An 18527-nucleotide genomic window follows, 5' to 3' on the forward strand; every position below is an offset into this window, starting at 1 on the left:
TAATGTCTTAATGCTAAATTAAAGAATTATTATCAAATTTATTACAATAATGATGCAATCAGTTCATAATTGAATAATAGCTATTTTTTGTGAGTTGCCTTTGTTATATCGATTAATCTCAAACTTCATCTTTTTATTTTGTGTTAATTTTATTACAACAAATGCAATTGCAAAAGTTGAAAGGCTTTCTCCTAACGAAGGGTTAGCACAAAGCTACGTAAGTAATTTACTAGTAGATAAAAAAGGTTACCTTTGGTTGGCTACACAGGGGGGACTAAACAAATATGATGGCTACCAGGTTGAGGCTGTAGTCGGCCCTAATGATGTTTTAACTGATGCAATAATTGATGTCATATATCAGGATTATCAAGGCTATATTTGGATCACATCTTATTTAAATGGTGTATTTAGATATGATCCAGATACAGGTAAATTTAAACAATTTGTTTTTGCGCCAAAAACAGAAGAACAATTGTCGTTTCAAGCCGTTTATAGCATTGTTGATACTGGAGATAAGGATTCTATTTGGCTTGGTCGAGGTAAAGATTTAGCTAAACTTAATATAAATACAGGAAAAATAGAGCCTGTTTTTTTACTGCCAAATGCAACAAAACAAAGTTTTGTTCGTCGATTATTTTATCATCGAGGGTTTATTTATATAGGCACTACGGAAGGAGCTTATATTTTGGAGGTTGCCACAGGGCGTTGGCGATTATTAAATCATTTACAAGGTGATGCAAAACATGTTGATCAAAATAATGTGAAATCCTTTGCTTTAAAAGATCGAAATACACTCTGGGTTGGAACTGTACAAGGTCTTTATCAGGTTGATATTAGTAATGCCAAGCAACTGTTTGAAACACCAAATACTGCTTTTAATTCAAAAATGTATATTTCAGATTTAAATATTTGGAAAATTCATCCTAAAAATAATAAAGTTAAACTTGCAACGGATAAAGGCATATTTGATTATTATCCAGAAGATAACCATTTAGATAAGAGTAATCGCCTTGCCAATAGTCGTTATACCTTATCTGATAACAGCATCATAGATATGATTGAAGATCAGCACGGTTCTATGTGGCTAGCAACTAAAAATGATGGTGCTTTTTTTGTACCAAATAAAGCGTACTTTTTTTATAATTATCATAATGAAAATGTGAAAGGTGAAAAACTAACACACCATAATATATGGTCCATTGCACAGCTGAATAACCAAGTTTGGTTAGGAACTGCAAATGGTTTAACACAACTTGATTTACACAGCTATCAAACAAAAACTTATTTAAAAGACTATATCCGAGATGCTTATAATAGAGAGTTTAGTATTTTTAAACTGATTCCTTATAAACATTATTTATGGATGATAACAAGTCGAGGGTTATTTCGATTTGACACTACTTCAAAAGAAATAATAAGGGCTAAGGCAAAAAATAGTGAATTAGATAAGTTTATTACTGGTTTTGTTCGTGGCGCCTACGCAGATCCTTCTGGAATTTTATATTTAGTTCATCCTGAGCAAGGGATATTTTCTTATCAACTTGATACTTTTGAAGTAAAACCCTTAAAAGGTGATTTTCAAAATATAGACCCATTTTTAGCGCTGGGTTTCTTTCCGCCATTACCAGATAAGCCAATTTCTCCTTTATTCTATTCATCGGGTACGTTATATCGTTTTAACCAAGTAAAACACTCATTAGAAGTGATTTATCAGCTACATAAAAAAAATACAGCTGATATTTCGTTGTCTTCCTATCTTGTCGATAAAAATAATGTTTTATGGCTATCATTTAATAATTTAGGGTTAATAGGCTTAGATGCAACAAGCTTTAAAGAATTATATCGTATTGGAAAAGAACATAAACATATAGGCTCCTTACTTTATGATATGTTTACTGATGATAAAGGGATGATCTGGATGAGTAGTCATAAAGGTATCTGGCGCTTTGATCCTGACAATCTGCATTTCCAGCAATATACAGTTGAAGATGGGCTTGATACTAACGAGTTTAATTCTATGTCAGGAACCCAGCTTAGTGATGGGCGACTTGCGTATGGTTCGGTGAAGGGCATAACCGTATTTTCTCCAGCTGATAATCGGCCTAAACAAGCGTTATTAAATCAAGTTAATATTACTTCAATACAGTTAATGTCCCGTAAATTAGATTTTCCCGCAACAGCACCTGTTGAAACAATTGAATTAAAATATGATGATATTGGTTTAGATATTGCGTTCTCTGCAATGGCATTTAAATATCAGGAGCGTATTGAATTTGAATATCAATTATCAGATGGGAAAAAAGTTACAACACGCAATACAAATCGTATTATGTTTCCAAAATTAAATGCGGGAAACTATACATTATCTATCAGAGCAAAAGATCCGCTAACAGGTGTTTATACTAAGGCTTCAAACTTAAAAATAAATGTTGCTTATGCACCGTGGAAATCTCCGTATGCATTGCTTATCTACGCTTTGGTAATATTTTGTTTAACCTTTACGTGGATCTCTCGACGACATAAAATCCAACGGCAATTATTGACCGCGCATAAAGATACCCAGCAAAGTGAAGCAAGGCTTAAGTTGGCCCTTGAGGGGAGTCGATCTGGAGTGTGGGACTGGCAGAATAGCTCCCCCATAATTTATCAACCTAGATTGGTAACAGAGTTGGGCTATGAAATAGAAAAAGTAACTCTAGATGAGTATCTTAAAAAAATTCACCCTGAAGATCGTGCAAAATTTAGAATTGAATGGTTAGAGTTTTTATCTACTGACAAGGGCTATTTTGATTGTACTTATCGTGTACGGCATATTGCGGGACATTGGCGTTGGTATAAAGACTTAGGAAAAGTAATGGCTTGGGATAATTCACAAGCTATAAATGTGGCTGGTACCTATACCAATATCACTAGAGAATTAGTATTTGAAGAAAATGCGCGTTTATTTGGTGCTGCTTTTGAGCATACACGTGATTGGGTATTTATTTTAGATAAAAAATTTCGTATCAGAGCAACAAATCAAGCTGTGAGAGATGATTTTCATATTTCTAAAAAATTAAACTCAAGTCGAAAAATTAATTTAGGATTAAGTAAAAATACGCAATTAAATTATTTAAGAATATTATCTAAATTAAAACCATCAGAGCACTTTCAGTTTAATGAGGTGATAATAACAGCCGATAAAGTTGAACATCCGGTCATTATTAAAGTGAATGCGATTGCTGATGCAAATGAAAATAATGCAGGTACTCATGGAGGCGAATTAGAGAACTATATTGTTGTGATAACCGATATTAGTGAACAAAAAGAAGCTGAAAATGAACTAAGAGTATTGGCTAATTATGATGCGCTTACTAAATTACCAAACAGATCATTATTATTAGATAGAATCGATCATGCTCTAGAGATATGCAAACGTCAAAAAAGCAAACTGGCATTATTATTTATAGATTTAGATAAGTTCAAACAAGTTAATGATTCTTTAGGTCATAATCAAGGAGATAAACTACTAGTTGAAATTACACAGAGGCTTAGAGGTGCGTTAAGGAAACAAGATACAGTTGCCAGGTTGGGTGGAGATGAGTTTGTTGTTTTACTAGAAGATATCAAGCATATAGATGAAGTGTTAGTGGTCTGTAATAAGTTGGCTGACAATATTTCGAAACCTGTGTTATTAGGGCAAAATAAAGTAAGTGTGAACTCTAGTATCGGTATTGCCGTATGCCCTGAGGATGCTGATAATACTACTGATTTATTAAAATCTGCTGATATCGCTATGTTTCATGCAAAAAAGCAGGGCAGCGATAGCTATCAGTTTTTCCATCAAGAAATGAATCATAAGATACAAAAGAAGTTACAACTAGAAAGTGATTTGATGTTAGCATTTGAGGAGAATAAATTTGTTAATTATTATCAGCCTATTATTTGTGGCGTCACAAAAGCGACTTTAGGCTTTGAAGTTTTATTAAGGTGGTCACACAATGGTAAAATGATCCTTCCAAACGAATTTATTCCTGCAGCTGAAAGCACTGGATTAATCAAAAAAATGACATTAGCCACATTGAAACGGGCTCTAAATGATTTAGTTAAATGGTTAGAGTTCTCAAGTGAATGCTATTTGTCGGTTAATTTATCGGCAAAAGATTTTGAAAATGAAATGTTATTCGACAACATTACGCAGCTTATAAAAAGCTCAAAAATAAAACCTCAGCACTTAGTTTTTGAAATAACCGAAACAGTACTGATGTCTGACGCAAAAAAAGCTTTAAAGTGTATGCAAGATTTAAAAAGTCTGGGTTGTTTATTGTATTTAGATGATTTTGGCACCGGGTATTCGTCATTAACTTATTTAAAAAACTTCCCTATAGATGTACTTAAGATAGATCGCAGCTTTGTTCAAGACATAGGTGTTGAACAAAGCAATGAAGCGATTATTAAGTCAACATTAGCACTGGCAAACAGTTTAGGTAAAGAATGCGTTGCTGAAGGAGTCGAAACATTTGAGCAAGTGAGTTTTTTGCAAATGTTAGGTTGCTCTTATATGCAAGGGTTTTTATTTTCAAAACCTGTGCCGGCAGAGGACGTTATCACCTTATTGAATAAAGACTGGCAGAATAAATTTAAGCCATAATTGACTCTGTTTTATCAGAATCAATTATGGGTGTTTTTACCACAATGGGGGCAGTATTGTTTTTGGTAAAGGCTACTTTGCTGTTTTTTTATGGCCGACTTTGCTTCTTGTTTACTTAGCCCGAGTTCTAACCTTAACCTTTCAAGCTTATTTTTTTCATCTAATGTTAATTTGCCATCTTCTAGGCAAGCATGCACTTCATCTTCAAACTGGGTGCGACGTTTTCTTAATTGTTCTGAAAAACTAGAAGCTAACAAACCTGTAGGGATTGCAACCATTCCCATACTTAATACTGTGATAACACCACCAAAAAAGCGTCCTAACGGTGTGATAGGTACAACATCGCCATACCCTACAGTTGTGAGTGTTGCCATTGCCCACCACATAGACTCAGGAATAGAACCAAACTTATCAGGCTGAATATCATGTTCAATTAAATAAATGCCACAGGAAGCGAGTATAAGCACGATTGCCATAATAAAAAAAGCGGCACCTAAGGAGCTTGCTTCTTCTTTAAATGATTGCAATAAGAGTTGCATTGCTCGAGAATAACGAGTGAGTTTAAAAACACGCATTAAGCGAATGACGCGTAAAAATCGCAAGTCAAATGACATGAAAAGCATTAAATAAGAAGGCAAAATAGCGAGTAAATCAATCAAGGCTAAAGGACTGGTGATATATTTAAATCGCATTTTTAAATGGCTATCACCACTGTTTTTGTATTTTTCTTTATCAACACAAGCCCATAATCGGGCTAAATACTCTAAAGTGAATAGGCCCACAGAGATAATTTCAATCCAGATGAAATAGTGTTTGTATTCAATGGCAATACTTTGAACAGACTCAATAACAATTGCAATAACATTGGTTAAAATAAGTAATACTAAAAAAAAATCAAGCCAGCGGCCTTTATTGATATGCTTACCCGAACTTTCTAAAACCTGAGCAAGAAAATGTCTGAATGAGTGCACTTAAATATCCATGAAATTAAGTTATGCTATTGTTATTAATAGCATAACTTAAAAAGGTTATTTAACCATGCCTTTTATGATTCAAAAGCGCTTTTAATTTGGCAGGTTTGATAGGTTTACTTAAGTAGTGAATATCATTGATTTTTGTTTCTGCTTTAAGGGCTTCATCTCGCATGGCTGTGATAAGTATTGCTGGAAGCTTTTTTTGCCAGATATCACGTAAATTCAGGACTAATGTTATGCCATTAGATTCATTATCGAGCTGGTAATCCATTAAAATAATATCGGGAGCAGGATTATTTTTAGCAAAATTGATTGCTGTAGCAAAACTCTTAAAGCTATTGTGCTTACAATCCCATTTATTAAGTAAACTTGCCATCGCATCTAGGTTTTCCTGAGCATCATCAACCATCATCACATTAAATGACTGTTTATTGTCAAATTGAATTTGATTAACACTTTTTTGTTGTACAAGCTCTTTTATCCCGACAGGCACTTTGATACTAAAACAGCTACCTTTGTTTAATATAGATTTGACTTCAAGTGTTAGACTTAATAAATCAGCCATACGTTTTACAACACCCAGACCAAGGCCTATGCCATTATTATCTGAATTATCTATTCTATAAAAATCACTGAATATTTTACCTTGTTGATATTTTGAAATTCCAGGGCCTGTATCCCAAATTTCAACTTTGATATAAGCGTGTTCAATAGAAGTTGCTTTGATATGTCGACAGCCAATTAAAACTTTGCCATGTTTTGTATATTTAACAGCATTAGATACTAAATTTTGTAAAATACGTCTTAAATAAGTGGTATCACATTGGACTATTGCATTAGATTTTTTCACTTTAAGTTGTAGCCCTTTTTCTTTGCATAATATGGCATATTCACTACTTAAAGGCGTTAAAATATCATTAATGCAAAAATGCCTATTTTGTGGGGTCAGTGCACCTTGGTCAAGTTTCGCTATTTCTAACAATGCAGACATTAAATGGACGGTTGAATCTAAACTATGGCCTAGTTTTTCAAAACTATTTTGATTGTTAACGCTAAGGTCTTTGTCTTCTATCGATGCTAAATATAAACGCGCAGCATTGAGCGGCTGTAAAATATCGTGGCTTGCTAACGCTAAAAATTTTGTTTTACTATCATTTGCATTTTCAGCTTCATGCTTTGCCTGAGTGAGTGCTTGTTCTGTGTGTTTTCTGCGACCAATTTCAGCTTCAAGCTCTTTATTAATTGTGCTTATTTCTTGAGTACGCGCTTCAATACGGTTTTCTAGTGAAATATTGATTTCTTCTAATAGGTTTTGTGTTTCGATATGGCTGGTAATATCGGAGTAGCTAGTAACAAACCCACCATCAGGTAAAGGGTTTCCTGTCATTTCAAACACCTGTCCATTTTTTCTTCGACGAATAAAATGATGCGGTGTGCCATTTTTTAAATGCTGTACACGTTTATTTATTTGTATTTCAAGTTCTCCTGGTCCGCACTCACCCTTACTGGCATTAAAACGGATCACTTCTTCGATAGGCTGTCCAACCTCTAAAAAACCTTCTGGATATTCAAACATTTCCATATAACCTTTGTTCCATGCAACCAGCTTTAAATCTTTATTAACAACAGAAATACCATGGCTTAGGTTTTCTAAGGCAGTAAATAATAAGTTTTGATTAAATTGAAGCGCTTGAGTGGTTTCATCAAAGAAGTTCACAACTTCTTCAAAAGCCATTTGTTTACCTGTCAAGACAGTGCTAATAAGTGCTTGGGCTGATGATGCACCCAATACACCAGCTAAAGAACGTTCACAATAATCAATAAACTCAGAGTTAGGGAATTCATTGTCATCAGCAAGTTCACTATTCATCATATAATAATTAAATAATTGCTTGCTGCGCTGTATGCCTAAAAAGGTTTGTAGTAAAACTTTTAAATCATAAATTGTGGCTTTGACATCTTTATTTTGGCGTTTTTCTATTGATAATTGCTCTCTCGGGTTAACAAAAGCAGTTGCTTGAATTTTATCTATTAAGTGTTCTTGTGCTCCTAGTGAAAAGGCGATGTAACAGGCAATGTTAGCAATTAATGCAATGAAAGTACCTTGAGTGATCACTGTTTGCTGTATGATATTGCTGTCTATAGATGCATTTTGAAGTAATGGAAACATTAAAAAAAGCATCCAAAAAATAAAACCTGCAATTAAACCTGCGTATACGCCATAGGCATGACCTTTTCGCCAATATAAACCACCCACAATTGCCGGTAAAAGTTGCGTTACTAATGAAAAAGCAATTAAGCCCATGCTTGCAAGTGCTGAGTTGTTAGCCAGCCTTTGTTGATAAAAATACGCAAGGGCGAGTACAGCGGCTATGGTAATACGTCTCACTAATAATATTTGACGTTTATAGCTGGTGGTTATTAGGTTACGTTTAAATTTACGTTTTAAAAGTAAAGGTAATACAACATCATTGGATATCATGGTGCTGAGAGTGAGTGTTGCAACGATTATCATAGCTGTACCTGCTGAAAGTCCGCCAATAAATACAAAAGTGGTTAAAATTGCATTATTTTCAGTGACAGGTAGTGCGAGTACAAAACTATCGGCGGCAAAATGAGCGCCTATTTCAGGATGAAATGCAGCAGTAGCAATAGGGATGATAACAGCAGCAGTCAGTAATAAATAAAGCGGAAAAGCCCAGCGAGCAGTTTTCAGATGTTTTAAATCTTGATTATCAACAATAGTGACATGAAATTGTCTGGGTAAACATATGATTGCAGCGGCAGCCATAAGGGCTTGGCCTATAAAATTAAAGCTTAGAAAGTCATCGGTTTTCCAGTGACTAAAGGCACTTTGCTTGGTTAAAACTGAAATCATTCCGGGTTGATAGTTTAAAAATACAAAGACAGCTAATCCTGCCACAGCAATTAATGCTAATAACTTTATGAGTGATTCAAAGGCAATGGCTAACATTAATCCAGAACGATATTCAGTGACATCTACTTTTCTGGTACCAAAAAATATTGCAAATAATGCCATCATTAAAGTTCCAAACAGGGCAAGTAAGGTGCCTGATATTTTTGTATCCCCTTGCAATAAAATAAAGCTAGAGCTCAGCGCTTTGAGTTGTAATGCGATATAGGGAATAGTGGCAAGTAATGCAATTAAGGTTACTAAAATGGCCGTTAGCTGGCGTTTACCATAACGTGCTGAAATAAAATCAGCAATAGTTGTAATGTTTTGTTTTTTACTGACTAAAACTAATTTATATAAAAACCTGTGACCAAACATAAATAATAAGGCTGGTCCAAGTAATATCGGTAAATAGTTCCAGCCTGAATTAGTTGCTGTGCCAACGGCACCATAATATGTCCATGAAGTGCAATATATACCTAGTGCCAAAGAGTATACAAAAGGGTGGTGACTGATTTTTTTAGCTAAAGGTGTTTTTTTATCACCCCAGTTGGCAAGCCAAAATAAAAGGCCCATGTAACATAGACCTGCGAAGATCAGAGATAAAGTCATTGTATACAATCAAAATATTCTTATTTATCATACCTTAACATGGTGAAGGTATGATGTATGTTATTCCTTGGTCTACTGTGTACTTATAATAAAAAGCTAACCAATTTCAGGAAGAAAACCAAACATTTGTAAACATTGAGCGCTAATAATTATGACCCCAAATAAAGCTGCAAAGGCCAATGCTGAATTCCCACCTTTTACCCGATACTCATCATTTGAGATTTCACGTTGGTTCCTTTGTTTGTAAACCATAGCGACAGGTAAGAATACAGCCAATACAACGAGAGCAATAGCCGCATAACCTAAGGCCATAATAAAACCTTTAGGATAAAAAAGAGCGAATCCTAAAGGGGGTATAAAAGTAACGAATGCAGTAAATAACCTATCTTTTTTACTATTTCCTTTTTTTAAGGTATCACTAAAAAAATCAAAAAGGCCTAAGCTTACACCTAAAAATGATGTTGCTAATGCTAAATCAGCAAATATTGTAATCGCATGGCTAATTTTAGGGCTTTGCAACATAGAAGTTATGCTTGTAATAAAACCAGATAGCCCTTCGCTTTGTAATAAGTTTGATTGACTCATTACTCCTTGGCTTACGACTTGCCAAAATAAGTAAAGACATAAAGGTAAAGCGGCTCCCATGATCATGATTCTACGAAGTGATTTGATATCGATGCCAACATATTTCACTATTGAAGGAATAGAACCATGAAAGCCAAATGAGGTGAATACTACAGGGATAGCGGATAATATTAGTCCTTGCTCTATCGGCATTTCAAGTAAATGTTGCCCTTGTACATAGGGGGTTAGCAAATAAAAAACACTGGCTAAGGCAATTATTTTGATAGTAAATAAAACACGATTAATTTTATCAACAGCACTTGTTCCCAAGGTAATGATGGTGCCAAAAATCACGGCAAATAAAATAGATCCTGTTTGTTCAGGTAATTGAATATGGGTCCATTGAGCTAGTTTAGTTTGTAATTGAGCGCCACCGCCTGCGATATAGGCGGCACATAATGCATAAAATAAAAAAATCATAGAAAAGTTAGCAATGACTTGGCCTTTCTTTCCGAGTAGGTTTTTAGCTAAAGAATTTAAAGTTGCTTCAACATGTGCATATTGATGAACTTCTAGCATTAATAAAGCTGTGTAGGTCATTAATGCCCAGGCTGCAAATAGTAAAGCAGTTGCAGTGGAAAATCCTAAACCAGCCGAGGCTATTGGTAAAGCTAACATGCCTGCGCCTATCGTAGTTCCCGCAATAATTAACATACTGCCAATTGTTTTACCTTGGATCATGAACCTGACCTCATCTTTTATTCTTAGAAATTCTTTGGCTAGGTTAAAGGCTATTTATCAAAATGAAAGTATAAGGAGCAAAAAGATTAATTGTCTTGTAGCATTTTATTTACATGTAAAAACTAAGTCGGGCGTATTTTATTGAAGGATTAGAATGTACCTATTTGATTAATAAGAGGTAAGCAAGATGTAATTATTATTAAACCACGTTTAAAGTTTATGAGTATTTTTAGTGAGTCTGGTGAGTTGGCAATACTGGGTAGTATGTTCAACTCCCATATTTATGTGACAGTTGAACATTATTTTTATTCACAACTTTGGATATGTAGAATAGTTTACAAATTGATTAAACGTGTTTACCACGTGTCCAATTTGATTTTGATAATAAACGCTCTCCAGCATCAACAGCGCCAGTTTCCATGGTTGTTCCCATTGAGTCATTCCAGCGATTTAAATAGCCAAACAATGAAATAACGCCCAAAATCTCAACAACTTCACCATCATCCCAATATTCATGCATTTGTGCTGTAATTTCATCATCAACAGCGTTTGGTACACTTGAAGCGGCTAAAGCAAGTTCAAAAGCGGCTTTTTCTGCTGGTGTATATAAATTGCTTTCTCTGAATGACCATATGTTCTCTAAGCGATCTTCGCTGCCGCCATAACGTTCAGCAGCTAAAATTGTATGGGCTTCACAGTAGCGGCAGCCTGTATTTGCACTGGTGATATAACCGATTAATCTTTTTTGCTCAGCAGTAACACGACCTTCATTTGCCATTACAGCCATATTTAAATTAATAAATGCTTTTGCAATTGCAGGGCGACGTTGCATCGTTAAAACGCTATTAGGGCAAAAACCCAATGTTTCATTAAAAAATTCAGCTAGTTCAATAACTTCTTTGTTGGCATCTGTGGGAAGTGGGGTTATTAGTGGCATTGTATTCTCCATGTTTTATATTATTTTATAAAACGACTCTACTTATTTATTGCTGCATATGCAATAACTTTATTGTTGCATATGCAGCATTCTGTTTTTGTTAGAGGATTTTTATTTGAATCAATTAAATGGTAAAGTGAGCTCGATTTTATGACATTTAAGGCAAAGCACATTAGTAAGTCAGCCAGAAGTCAGGCATTTACCCTGACAGAATACATTGAGGATCCATTGGATTTAACTTCTCATTTGCCATATCGAGTTGCGGTTGTGAGTAATTTATTGGCATTAAATCGTGATTGGAAAATTCGTAACTTAACGGACTTAGATCCGAGAGAAATGCGAGTATTACTTAATATAGGTTCATATATGCCGGTTAAGTCGGCTGATATTGCGTATCAATCTAGGCTTGACTCTTATACTGTGAGCAGAGCTGTAAAAAAATTGCTGGCACTTAATTTAATCGCGTCTCGCCAAGATGAAATAAAAAAGAATGTAAAAAATTTATATTTAAATGATGCTGGAAAATTACTATATCAAAAGTTGATCTTTGCTATGGATGAAAGGGCAAAAGAGTTAGAAAGTATATTATCGAATGAAGAAAAAGCTTTATTTTTTAATATGCTTGAACGCATTGAAAATAAAACTGAAGCAATTTTAGCAACGCAAGCATCTGAATTAATTAAGCAGGGCTTGGATGCACCCACAGATCAAAAAGAACTCATTCGCTGGCATAAAAAAACCAATACGAATTAAATTTGCGACTGCAACTGATAACAACTATCATTATCAATTATAGTGAGCTAGAAGGATGCCAGCTTAAATACGATTACTGTTTGTAGATTGAATTTACAACAAGTAATCGCTAATATTTTTTGGTCTAAATTTATGAGATCTCAATCATATGATCTTTTTGCGCGAATACTCCATTTATCTATGGCTGTAATTATTATTTATACATTAATAGCGGGCTTTATATCTCACTTAGTTAACCCAATCATATTCAATACTTTGTCCGTTTTGAATATGTCTTTGGCAACAGTCGCAGTCCCTATATTTTGTTTTAGATATATATGGTCATTTTTCAGAGTGACACCAGAGTTACCCTTAAGTATTCCTAAATGGCAAAAGCAAAGTGCTAAGTTAATTCATTCACTCTTATATTTAATAATATTTGGTGTATTTATCAGTGGTTATTTAATGCTAAAGGTACCATTTCAGTTTTTTTGGCTTGTTACAATTAATAACCCTATCTCTGATATTGTGATAAATACTTTCTTTTTTAAATTACATATTATGCTTTGTATTTTTTTATCTTTCATGGTCAGTATTCATATCTTAGCGGCGTTAAAACATAAGTTTTACAACCAAAATAATGTGCTCGAATTAATGTTTCCGGTGAAAAAATAAATTATTTGATCTCCGTTAAAGATAAAATTTGATTACTATGCCAATTAAGTAAATCTTGGCTGAATTTTGGTAAAGTTTCACGGTCAAGATTTTCAAGAATAGATTTTATTTCTAGCCCTAGTTCAGTATCACCGGTTAAAAGTAATTCTCGATTAAAAAATAAAGTATCTGGATCCGCTTTTTGACTCGCCATTAAAACAAAACTATTAAAATTACCTCTAAAAACAACGTTGGACTGTGCATGAGGTTTGATTATCAAACGAGATTGACCTTGATGGTTTTGATAACTGATATACCAAGACGAGTCTAAATCTGTGATGGTTAACTCTAGCCACTTATCGATTAAAAAATCGAATTCTTGATCTTTTATTTCAGCTATAAATACTTTATTTAAAATACGTTCAAGTACAAAGCAGGGGACCTGATTTGGAATAAGCTTTAGTGCTAACTTTCCACCTTGAGGAAACTTTTCTACTGCAAATTTAATTACATTTTTTAAAAAGGTCATATAAATCAAGTTTAATGTTTAGAGTGGCTGTTATTTTATTCGCAGAGATCATTTCAAAGCTTAATCTAAATCAAGTTTCCCTTAGCAATTATCATTAAATTAACTGAATAAAAATTTTTTGGTATTTTATTCATGGAACTACTTTGTCCAGCGGGAAGTCTGGCTTCTTTAAAAGCGGCGGTCGATGCGGGTGCAGATGCTGTTTATATTGGTTTTAAAGATGATACTAACGCCCGGCATTTTGCAGGGTTAAACTTTACTGACAGACAGTTAGAAAAAGGCATCAGATATTTACGTCAGCATAATTGCAGATTGCATGTTGCCATTAATACATTTGCTCACCCTGATGGTTTAGAGCGTTGGAAAGGGTCGGTAGATAAAGCTGTTTCAATAGGTGCTGATGTACTGATTATCGCAGATTTAGCTGTATTAGATTATTGTGCTAAAACGTATCCAAACATTGAGATTCATGCTTCAGTACAAGCTTCGGTAACTAATGCAGCTGCAATTAACTTTTTTGTAGATAGCTTTAATGTAAAGCGGGTGGTATTGCCACGAGTACTCTCTATTCATCAAGTTCGCCAGCTAGCCCGAGTAAGTCCTGTTGAAATTGAAGTTTTTGCCTATGGTAGTCTATGCATAATGGCTGAAGGGCGCTGTTATTTATCTTCTTATTTAACAGGTGAATCCCCTAATACCGCAGGGGCATGCTCTCCAGCTAAATTTGTTGAATATAAAGAAACTGATACCGGTTTAGAAACTCATTTAAATGGTATTTTAATTGACAAATTTACTGATGATGAAAAAGCAGGATACCCGACATTATGTAAAGGTAGATTTGATGTTGGCGATGAGCGATATCATGCGCTTGAAGAACCTACTAGTTTAAATAGCATGGAAATGTTACCTGAATTAATGCAAATGGGTATAAGTGCTATCAAAATTGAAGGGCGTCAGCGAAGCCCTGCTTATGTTTCTCAAGTCACAAAGAGTTGGCGTCAAGCCATTGATGCCTGTAAAGCTTCACCAGATAGTTTCAAGCCATCGGTAGAAACAGAACAATGTTTAAGTAATTTATCTGAAGGTAGTCAAACTACCTTGGGTGCCTATCATAAGAAGTGGAAGTAAAGGTTATGAAATATGCATTAGGTCCTATTTTATATTATTGGCCAAAACAGCGCGTTGAAGATTTTTATCATATGGTTGCAAAATCCGATGTAGATATCGTGTATTTAGGTGAAACGGTTTGCTCAAAGCGTCGAGAGCTAAAGATTCAAGATTGGTTGAAGATAGCGCAAATGTTAATTGGTGCAGGTAAAAAAGTGTGTTTATCTACCATGGCTCTCCTTGAAACACCTTCAGATTTAGCCATGTTAAAACGTTATTGCGATCAACAAGATTTTATGATCGAGGCCAATGATTTATCGGCAATTCAATTATTGTCAAAGCAAGATTTGCCTTTTTCTGTGGGCCCAGCAGTAAATTGTTATAACGCACAAACGCTTGACTTATTTTTAAATAAAGGCATGAAGCGTTGGACTATGCCTGTTGAGTTATCCCATGACTGGCTTCGGAAAATAGTGAATGCCCCTTTACTTGAAAATAAACGTACGGATTTTGAAGTTGAAGTTTTTGCTTATGGCAATATGCCATTGGCTTATTCTGCTAGGTGTTTTACTGCGCGTTCTGAAAACCACTCAAAAGATGAATGTAAATTATGTTGCATTGACTACCCGCAAGGACGAGTGGTTAATAGCCAAGATAAAAATCAACTATTTGTGATCAATGGTATACAAACAATGTCGGGATTAAAATATAACTTAATTAATGATTTAAAAAGTATGCACAATACTGTTGATGTTGTCAGGCTTAGTCCTGAGTCAGAAGATACATTAAAAATGTTAAAAAATTTTCGTGCTAACGAAACAGGTCAAAACCCTATGCCACTTGATAAAGAACAAGAATGTAACGGTTATTGGCATAAGGTAGAGGGCATGGTTCAAGTTGAGGTTTAGAGGTTTAAAAGGCGGAAGCCTTATTTTTATTATGAAAATAAAATGAATGTCAATTGTTGCACGCTAGTGTACCTGTAATGTAAACGAAAGGTTACATTTTGTAGTGTTTTTTTTAATTAAGTTGATATCTGTTTAACTCATTACTGTGTACCTGTTATGGGTTTTTATGTTACAAGTAATGAGTAAATGTAAGTTTATATTTCAGGGTTGGTTTTTACCAGCTTCTAAATTATTAAATTCATAATAAAAACAGGTAAAAATTTTGAAAAAATTAAATTTAGTTTCTCTTGCGATCAAGTCAGCATTAATGCTGGCAACAGTTTCTGTATCACAAAATTCAATTGCTGAAATCAACAATGAAAAAATAGAACGTATTTCAGTGACTGGTTCTAAAATAAAAAGAATTGGTATTACTTCTCCTACCCCCGTAATTGTTATTAGTAGTGAAGATTTAGCACAGGCGGGTGTGACTAATATTAATGACTTATTAGCTGAGTTACCCAGTGGTGAAGTGGGTTTATCACCTGATTCAACAAATGGTTATATTTATGCTAATGGTCTAAATACTTATAATTTAAGAGGACTAGGATCTGAGCGTACGCTTGTATTGGTTGATGGTAAACGATTTATTGGTGCTGGTCCTACAAATCCTGCAGTTGATTTAAATAACATACCTGCATCTATGATTGAACGTGTTGAAGTTATTACTGGTGGTGCATCGGCGGTATATGGTGCTGATGCAGTAGCTGGTGTTGTAAATATAATTACTAAAAAATCACACCAAGGTATTTCGGTGCAACTTGATACCAGTAAACCACAGCAAACAGGTGGTGAGAAGCATGCAATTAGTCTAGTAGGTGGCTTTGAGTTTTCAGGTTTTAATTTTGTTACATCTGTAGAATATACAAAAAATGAAGCTTTGAAAAAAATGGACCGTGATTTTTTTAGAACACCTGTTGAGTCTCATTTTAATCCTGCGAACACAACTAACTCTGATTTAATTCCCAGACGAATATCCCATAACTTTGGTGAAGGTTATGGTTTATATGCATCTCAAGGTAATTTTGTTTTAGGTAGTACTAGAGATGGTTGGGCTTTAGATAATCGTAATTATACTTTTGATCCTGATGGAAGCATACGTTTATTCGACTATGGGTTAGGGCGATTATATGATCACCCTAGTGAAAATGCGAGTGTTTATTATGCTTCAAATGGGGATAATCTAGGTGATGGTATTCCTCATGGGGGTACTAATCAATACCAGTATTTTAATTCACCTTTGGAGCGAGCAAACTTTGCGACCTCTCTAAGTTATGATATTTCACAAGACCATGAATTTACTTCAAGTATTTATTATACCCAATCTAAAGGAACTGGCTTATCTTCGCCGACCTTTTATCAACACTCAATTACCACTGATAATGCATTTATGAGTGATGAAATGAAAAATTTATTGGCTAATAATACCAATGAAGCGGGTGAAGCCGATGCAAAAGAGAGTATTACATTATTTCAAATGACACCTGTATTTGGAAATCGTGAATATGAACAAAACCGTGAGGCTTTAAATTTTAATTTTGGTTTTAATGGCGCTATTAATGATAACTGGAATTATGACCTTTACGCACAATATGGCAGTAATGAAAATAACTCTAAATGGTTCGGTGAAGTTTTTGAGCAAAACATCGCAAATGCAGTTGATGCGGTTGAGTTAAATGGCAATATAGTTTGTGCCGATAGAAATAATGATGGTGAGGTAATAGGCGCTATTTCAGGTTGTACACCTTTGAATGTGATGAACTTACAATCTTTAACACAAGCGCAATCTGACTACCTTGTAACAGTCGCAAGAAATGACAGATCAAGTAAAATGTCGGCTTATGGCGCAACTGTTGATGGTGTTCTATATGAGTTACCAGCAGGTGACATCGCTGCTGCATTTTCTGTTGAATATCGTAAAAATACGGCTAAAACTAGACCAAGTGAAGATATGCAAAATGGCACCATTTTTGGTAATTCAAGTGATCCTATGGATGGTGAAATGTCAGTGAAAGAAGTCTCCGCAGAGTTCTCTGTGCCATTATTAGCAGACAGTGAGTGGGGTAAAAGTTTAACATTAGATACTGCAATTCGTTATATGGACTACTCAGTAACAGGTAGTGATAATGCATGGAAGTTAGGGCTCAATTATGAAGTAAATGATGAGCTTAAATTTAGAGCTACCCGTTCTAAATCTGTACGAGCTCCAACCTTAGGCGAGTTATTTAATACTCGCTCAGTGACATATGGAACTCGAACAGATCCATGTACAGCTGTCAATTTAGCTGCTCGTGATATAAAAGCTGCTCAAGTGAAAGCTGTGTGTGAGGCTCAAGGTGTACCAACTGATTTTAGACCTTCAGATCAGTGGTTAGATGGTGGCTCAATCATAGGATATGTGGAAGGTAATACAGAACTTAAAAATGAAACGTCAAATGATTATACTTTTGGTATTGTATACTCACCTAAGTCAGTTGAAGGCTTAGATATGACACTAGATTACTGGACATTTGAGATTGAAGGCGCACTTGAAACCTTTGGTGATGAGTCTATCAACTTATGTTATGAGTCAGGCGATCCAGATAGTCCTTTTTGTGCCAATGTAAATCGTAACAAAACAACCAATGAAATTGATAATTTTTATGAACGCCCCTTAAATGCAGCTGTGTGGAATCGTTCAGGTATTGATTTTGATGCTAAATATAAGTTTGATGTTCAAGGAGGCATTGTTTCATTTGGTTTTGTGGGAACTTATAATTTAGAAGCTGATTATAATGCAACGGGTGAAGCTGATGCGGTTGAGGTTCAGCTAGGAGAGTACAATGATGATCATAATTATACGCGAATAAAAACGAGATTGACTGCGCGTTATCAGGCAGAAGGTTACTTCATCGGTGCAATCGTTAATTATCGTCATGGCACAAAACGCGATCTAGATGGAACAATAGAAACAAGTAATTATAATGATATAGCCTCTTATACAAGAGCTGATGTACAGGCTGGTTTTGATATATCTGAAGACTTTGTTCTAACTGCGCGTATACGTAATGTTTTTGATAAAGCGCCAACACGTAATCCATATACATTTGATGATGGTCAATATTTTGATGTATACGGGCGTACTTTAGCGTTAACAGCTAAGTACAACTTTTAATTAGGTCAATGTCTTAAATGTAAAACCACTTA

11 protein-coding genes are annotated in these 18527 nt (G+C 34.8%); 6 read left to right on the plus strand and 5 right to left on the minus strand.

The genetic code is table 11. The features are described from left to right. Positions 1–100 precede the first annotated feature (100 nt). The gene (locus tag BM088_RS01320; RefSeq protein WP_091979060.1) at positions 101–4630 is read left to right on the plus strand and encodes an EAL domain-containing protein; all 4530 of its coding nucleotides are present in this window, start codon (positions 101–103) and stop codon (positions 4628–4630) included. Between the two features lie 20 nt (positions 4631–4650). Here the strand turns inward: BM088_RS01320 and BM088_RS01325 are convergent, their stop codons facing one another. The 4 genes from BM088_RS01325 to BM088_RS01340 form a co-directional block, all read right to left on the minus strand. Continuing rightward, positions 4651–5601 (minus strand): ion transporter, encoded by a 951-nt coding sequence (locus tag BM088_RS01325; RefSeq protein WP_091979063.1) that lies wholly within the window; start codon positions 5599–5601, stop codon positions 4651–4653. Between the two features lie 61 nt (positions 5602–5662). After that, on the minus strand, positions 5663–9130 hold the full coding sequence (locus tag BM088_RS01330; protein ID WP_091979065.1) for a PAS domain-containing hybrid sensor histidine kinase/response regulator: 3468 nt from the start codon (positions 9128–9130) through the stop codon (positions 5663–5665). A 96-nt stretch (positions 9131–9226) separates the two neighbouring features. Further along, complete coding sequence (locus tag BM088_RS01335) at positions 9227–10435, minus strand: aromatic amino acid transport family protein (RefSeq protein WP_091979067.1); 1209 nt, start codon at positions 10433–10435, stop codon at positions 9227–9229. A gap of 346 nt (positions 10436–10781) precedes the next feature. Further along, positions 10782–11372 carry a carboxymuconolactone decarboxylase family protein gene (locus BM088_RS01340; protein WP_091979069.1) on the minus strand — a complete coding sequence of 197 codons (591 nt, stop codon included), beginning with the start codon at positions 11370–11372 and terminating at the stop codon, positions 10782–10784. A 150-nt stretch (positions 11373–11522) separates the two neighbouring features. Between BM088_RS01340 and BM088_RS01345 the strand changes: the two genes are divergently transcribed. Beyond that, complete coding sequence (locus tag BM088_RS01345; protein WP_177207910.1) at positions 11523–12125, plus strand: MarR family winged helix-turn-helix transcriptional regulator; 603 nt, start codon at positions 11523–11525, stop codon at positions 12123–12125. A 132-nt stretch (positions 12126–12257) separates the two neighbouring features. Beyond that, the gene (locus BM088_RS01350; RefSeq protein ID WP_091979140.1) at positions 12258–12779 is read left to right on the plus strand and encodes a cytochrome b; all 522 of its coding nucleotides are present in this window, start codon (positions 12258–12260) and stop codon (positions 12777–12779) included. A 1-nt stretch (position 12780) separates the two neighbouring features. On the opposite strand, the gene ubiT is transcribed toward BM088_RS01350, so the two are convergent. Next, the gene (gene ubiT / locus BM088_RS01355) at positions 12781–13287 is read right to left on the minus strand and encodes a ubiquinone anaerobic biosynthesis accessory factor UbiT (RefSeq protein ID WP_091979071.1); all 507 of its coding nucleotides are present in this window, start codon (positions 13285–13287) and stop codon (positions 12781–12783) included. A gap of 132 nt (positions 13288–13419) precedes the next feature. Between ubiT and ubiU the strand changes: the two genes are divergently transcribed. The 3 genes from ubiU to BM088_RS01370 all read left to right on the plus strand — a co-directional run bounded on the left by ubiU (position 13420) and on the right by BM088_RS01370 (position 18495). Next, positions 13420–14415 (plus strand): ubiquinone anaerobic biosynthesis protein UbiU, encoded by a 996-nt coding sequence (gene ubiU / locus BM088_RS01360; RefSeq protein ID WP_091979072.1) that lies wholly within the window; start codon positions 13420–13422, stop codon positions 14413–14415. A 5-nt stretch (positions 14416–14420) separates the two neighbouring features. Beyond that, complete coding sequence (locus tag BM088_RS01365; RefSeq protein ID WP_091979142.1) at positions 14421–15302, plus strand: U32 family peptidase; 882 nt, start codon at positions 14421–14423, stop codon at positions 15300–15302. A 262-nt stretch (positions 15303–15564) separates the two neighbouring features. Beyond that, positions 15565–18495 (plus strand): TonB-dependent receptor domain-containing protein, encoded by a 2931-nt coding sequence (locus BM088_RS01370; protein ID WP_245763724.1) that lies wholly within the window; start codon positions 15565–15567, stop codon positions 18493–18495. The last annotated feature ends 32 nt before the right edge of the window (positions 18496–18527 follow it).

The sequence above is a fragment of the Pseudoalteromonas denitrificans DSM 6059 genome (assembly GCF_900112265.1).
Lineage (GTDB): Bacteria > Pseudomonadota > Gammaproteobacteria > Enterobacterales > Alteromonadaceae > Pseudoalteromonas > Pseudoalteromonas denitrificans.

Excerpts from the sequence above, each read along its gene's own strand:
- BM088_RS01335 (WP_091979067.1), bottom strand. The coding sequence starts at position 10,435 with ATGATCCAAGGTAAAACAATTGGCAGTATGTTAATTATTGCGGGAACT.
- ubiT (WP_091979071.1), bottom strand. The coding sequence starts at position 13,287 with ATGACCTTTTTAAAAAATGTAATTAAATTTGCAGTAGAAAAGTTTCCT.
- BM088_RS01340 (WP_091979069.1), bottom strand. The coding sequence starts at position 11,372 with ATGCCACTAATAACCCCACTTCCCACAGATGCCAACAAAGAAGTTATT.
- BM088_RS01350 (WP_091979140.1), top strand. The coding sequence starts at position 12,258 with ATGAGATCTCAATCATATGATCTTTTTGCGCGAATACTCCATTTATCT.
- BM088_RS01330 (WP_091979065.1), bottom strand. The coding sequence starts at position 9,130 with ATGACTTTATCTCTGATCTTCGCAGGTCTATGTTACATGGGCCTTTTA.
- BM088_RS01345 (WP_177207910.1), top strand. The coding sequence starts at position 11,523 with ATGACATTTAAGGCAAAGCACATTAGTAAGTCAGCCAGAAGTCAGGCA.
- ubiU (WP_091979072.1), top strand. The coding sequence starts at position 13,420 with ATGGAACTACTTTGTCCAGCGGGAAGTCTGGCTTCTTTAAAAGCGGCG.
- BM088_RS01365 (WP_091979142.1), top strand. The coding sequence starts at position 14,421 with ATGAAATATGCATTAGGTCCTATTTTATATTATTGGCCAAAACAGCGC.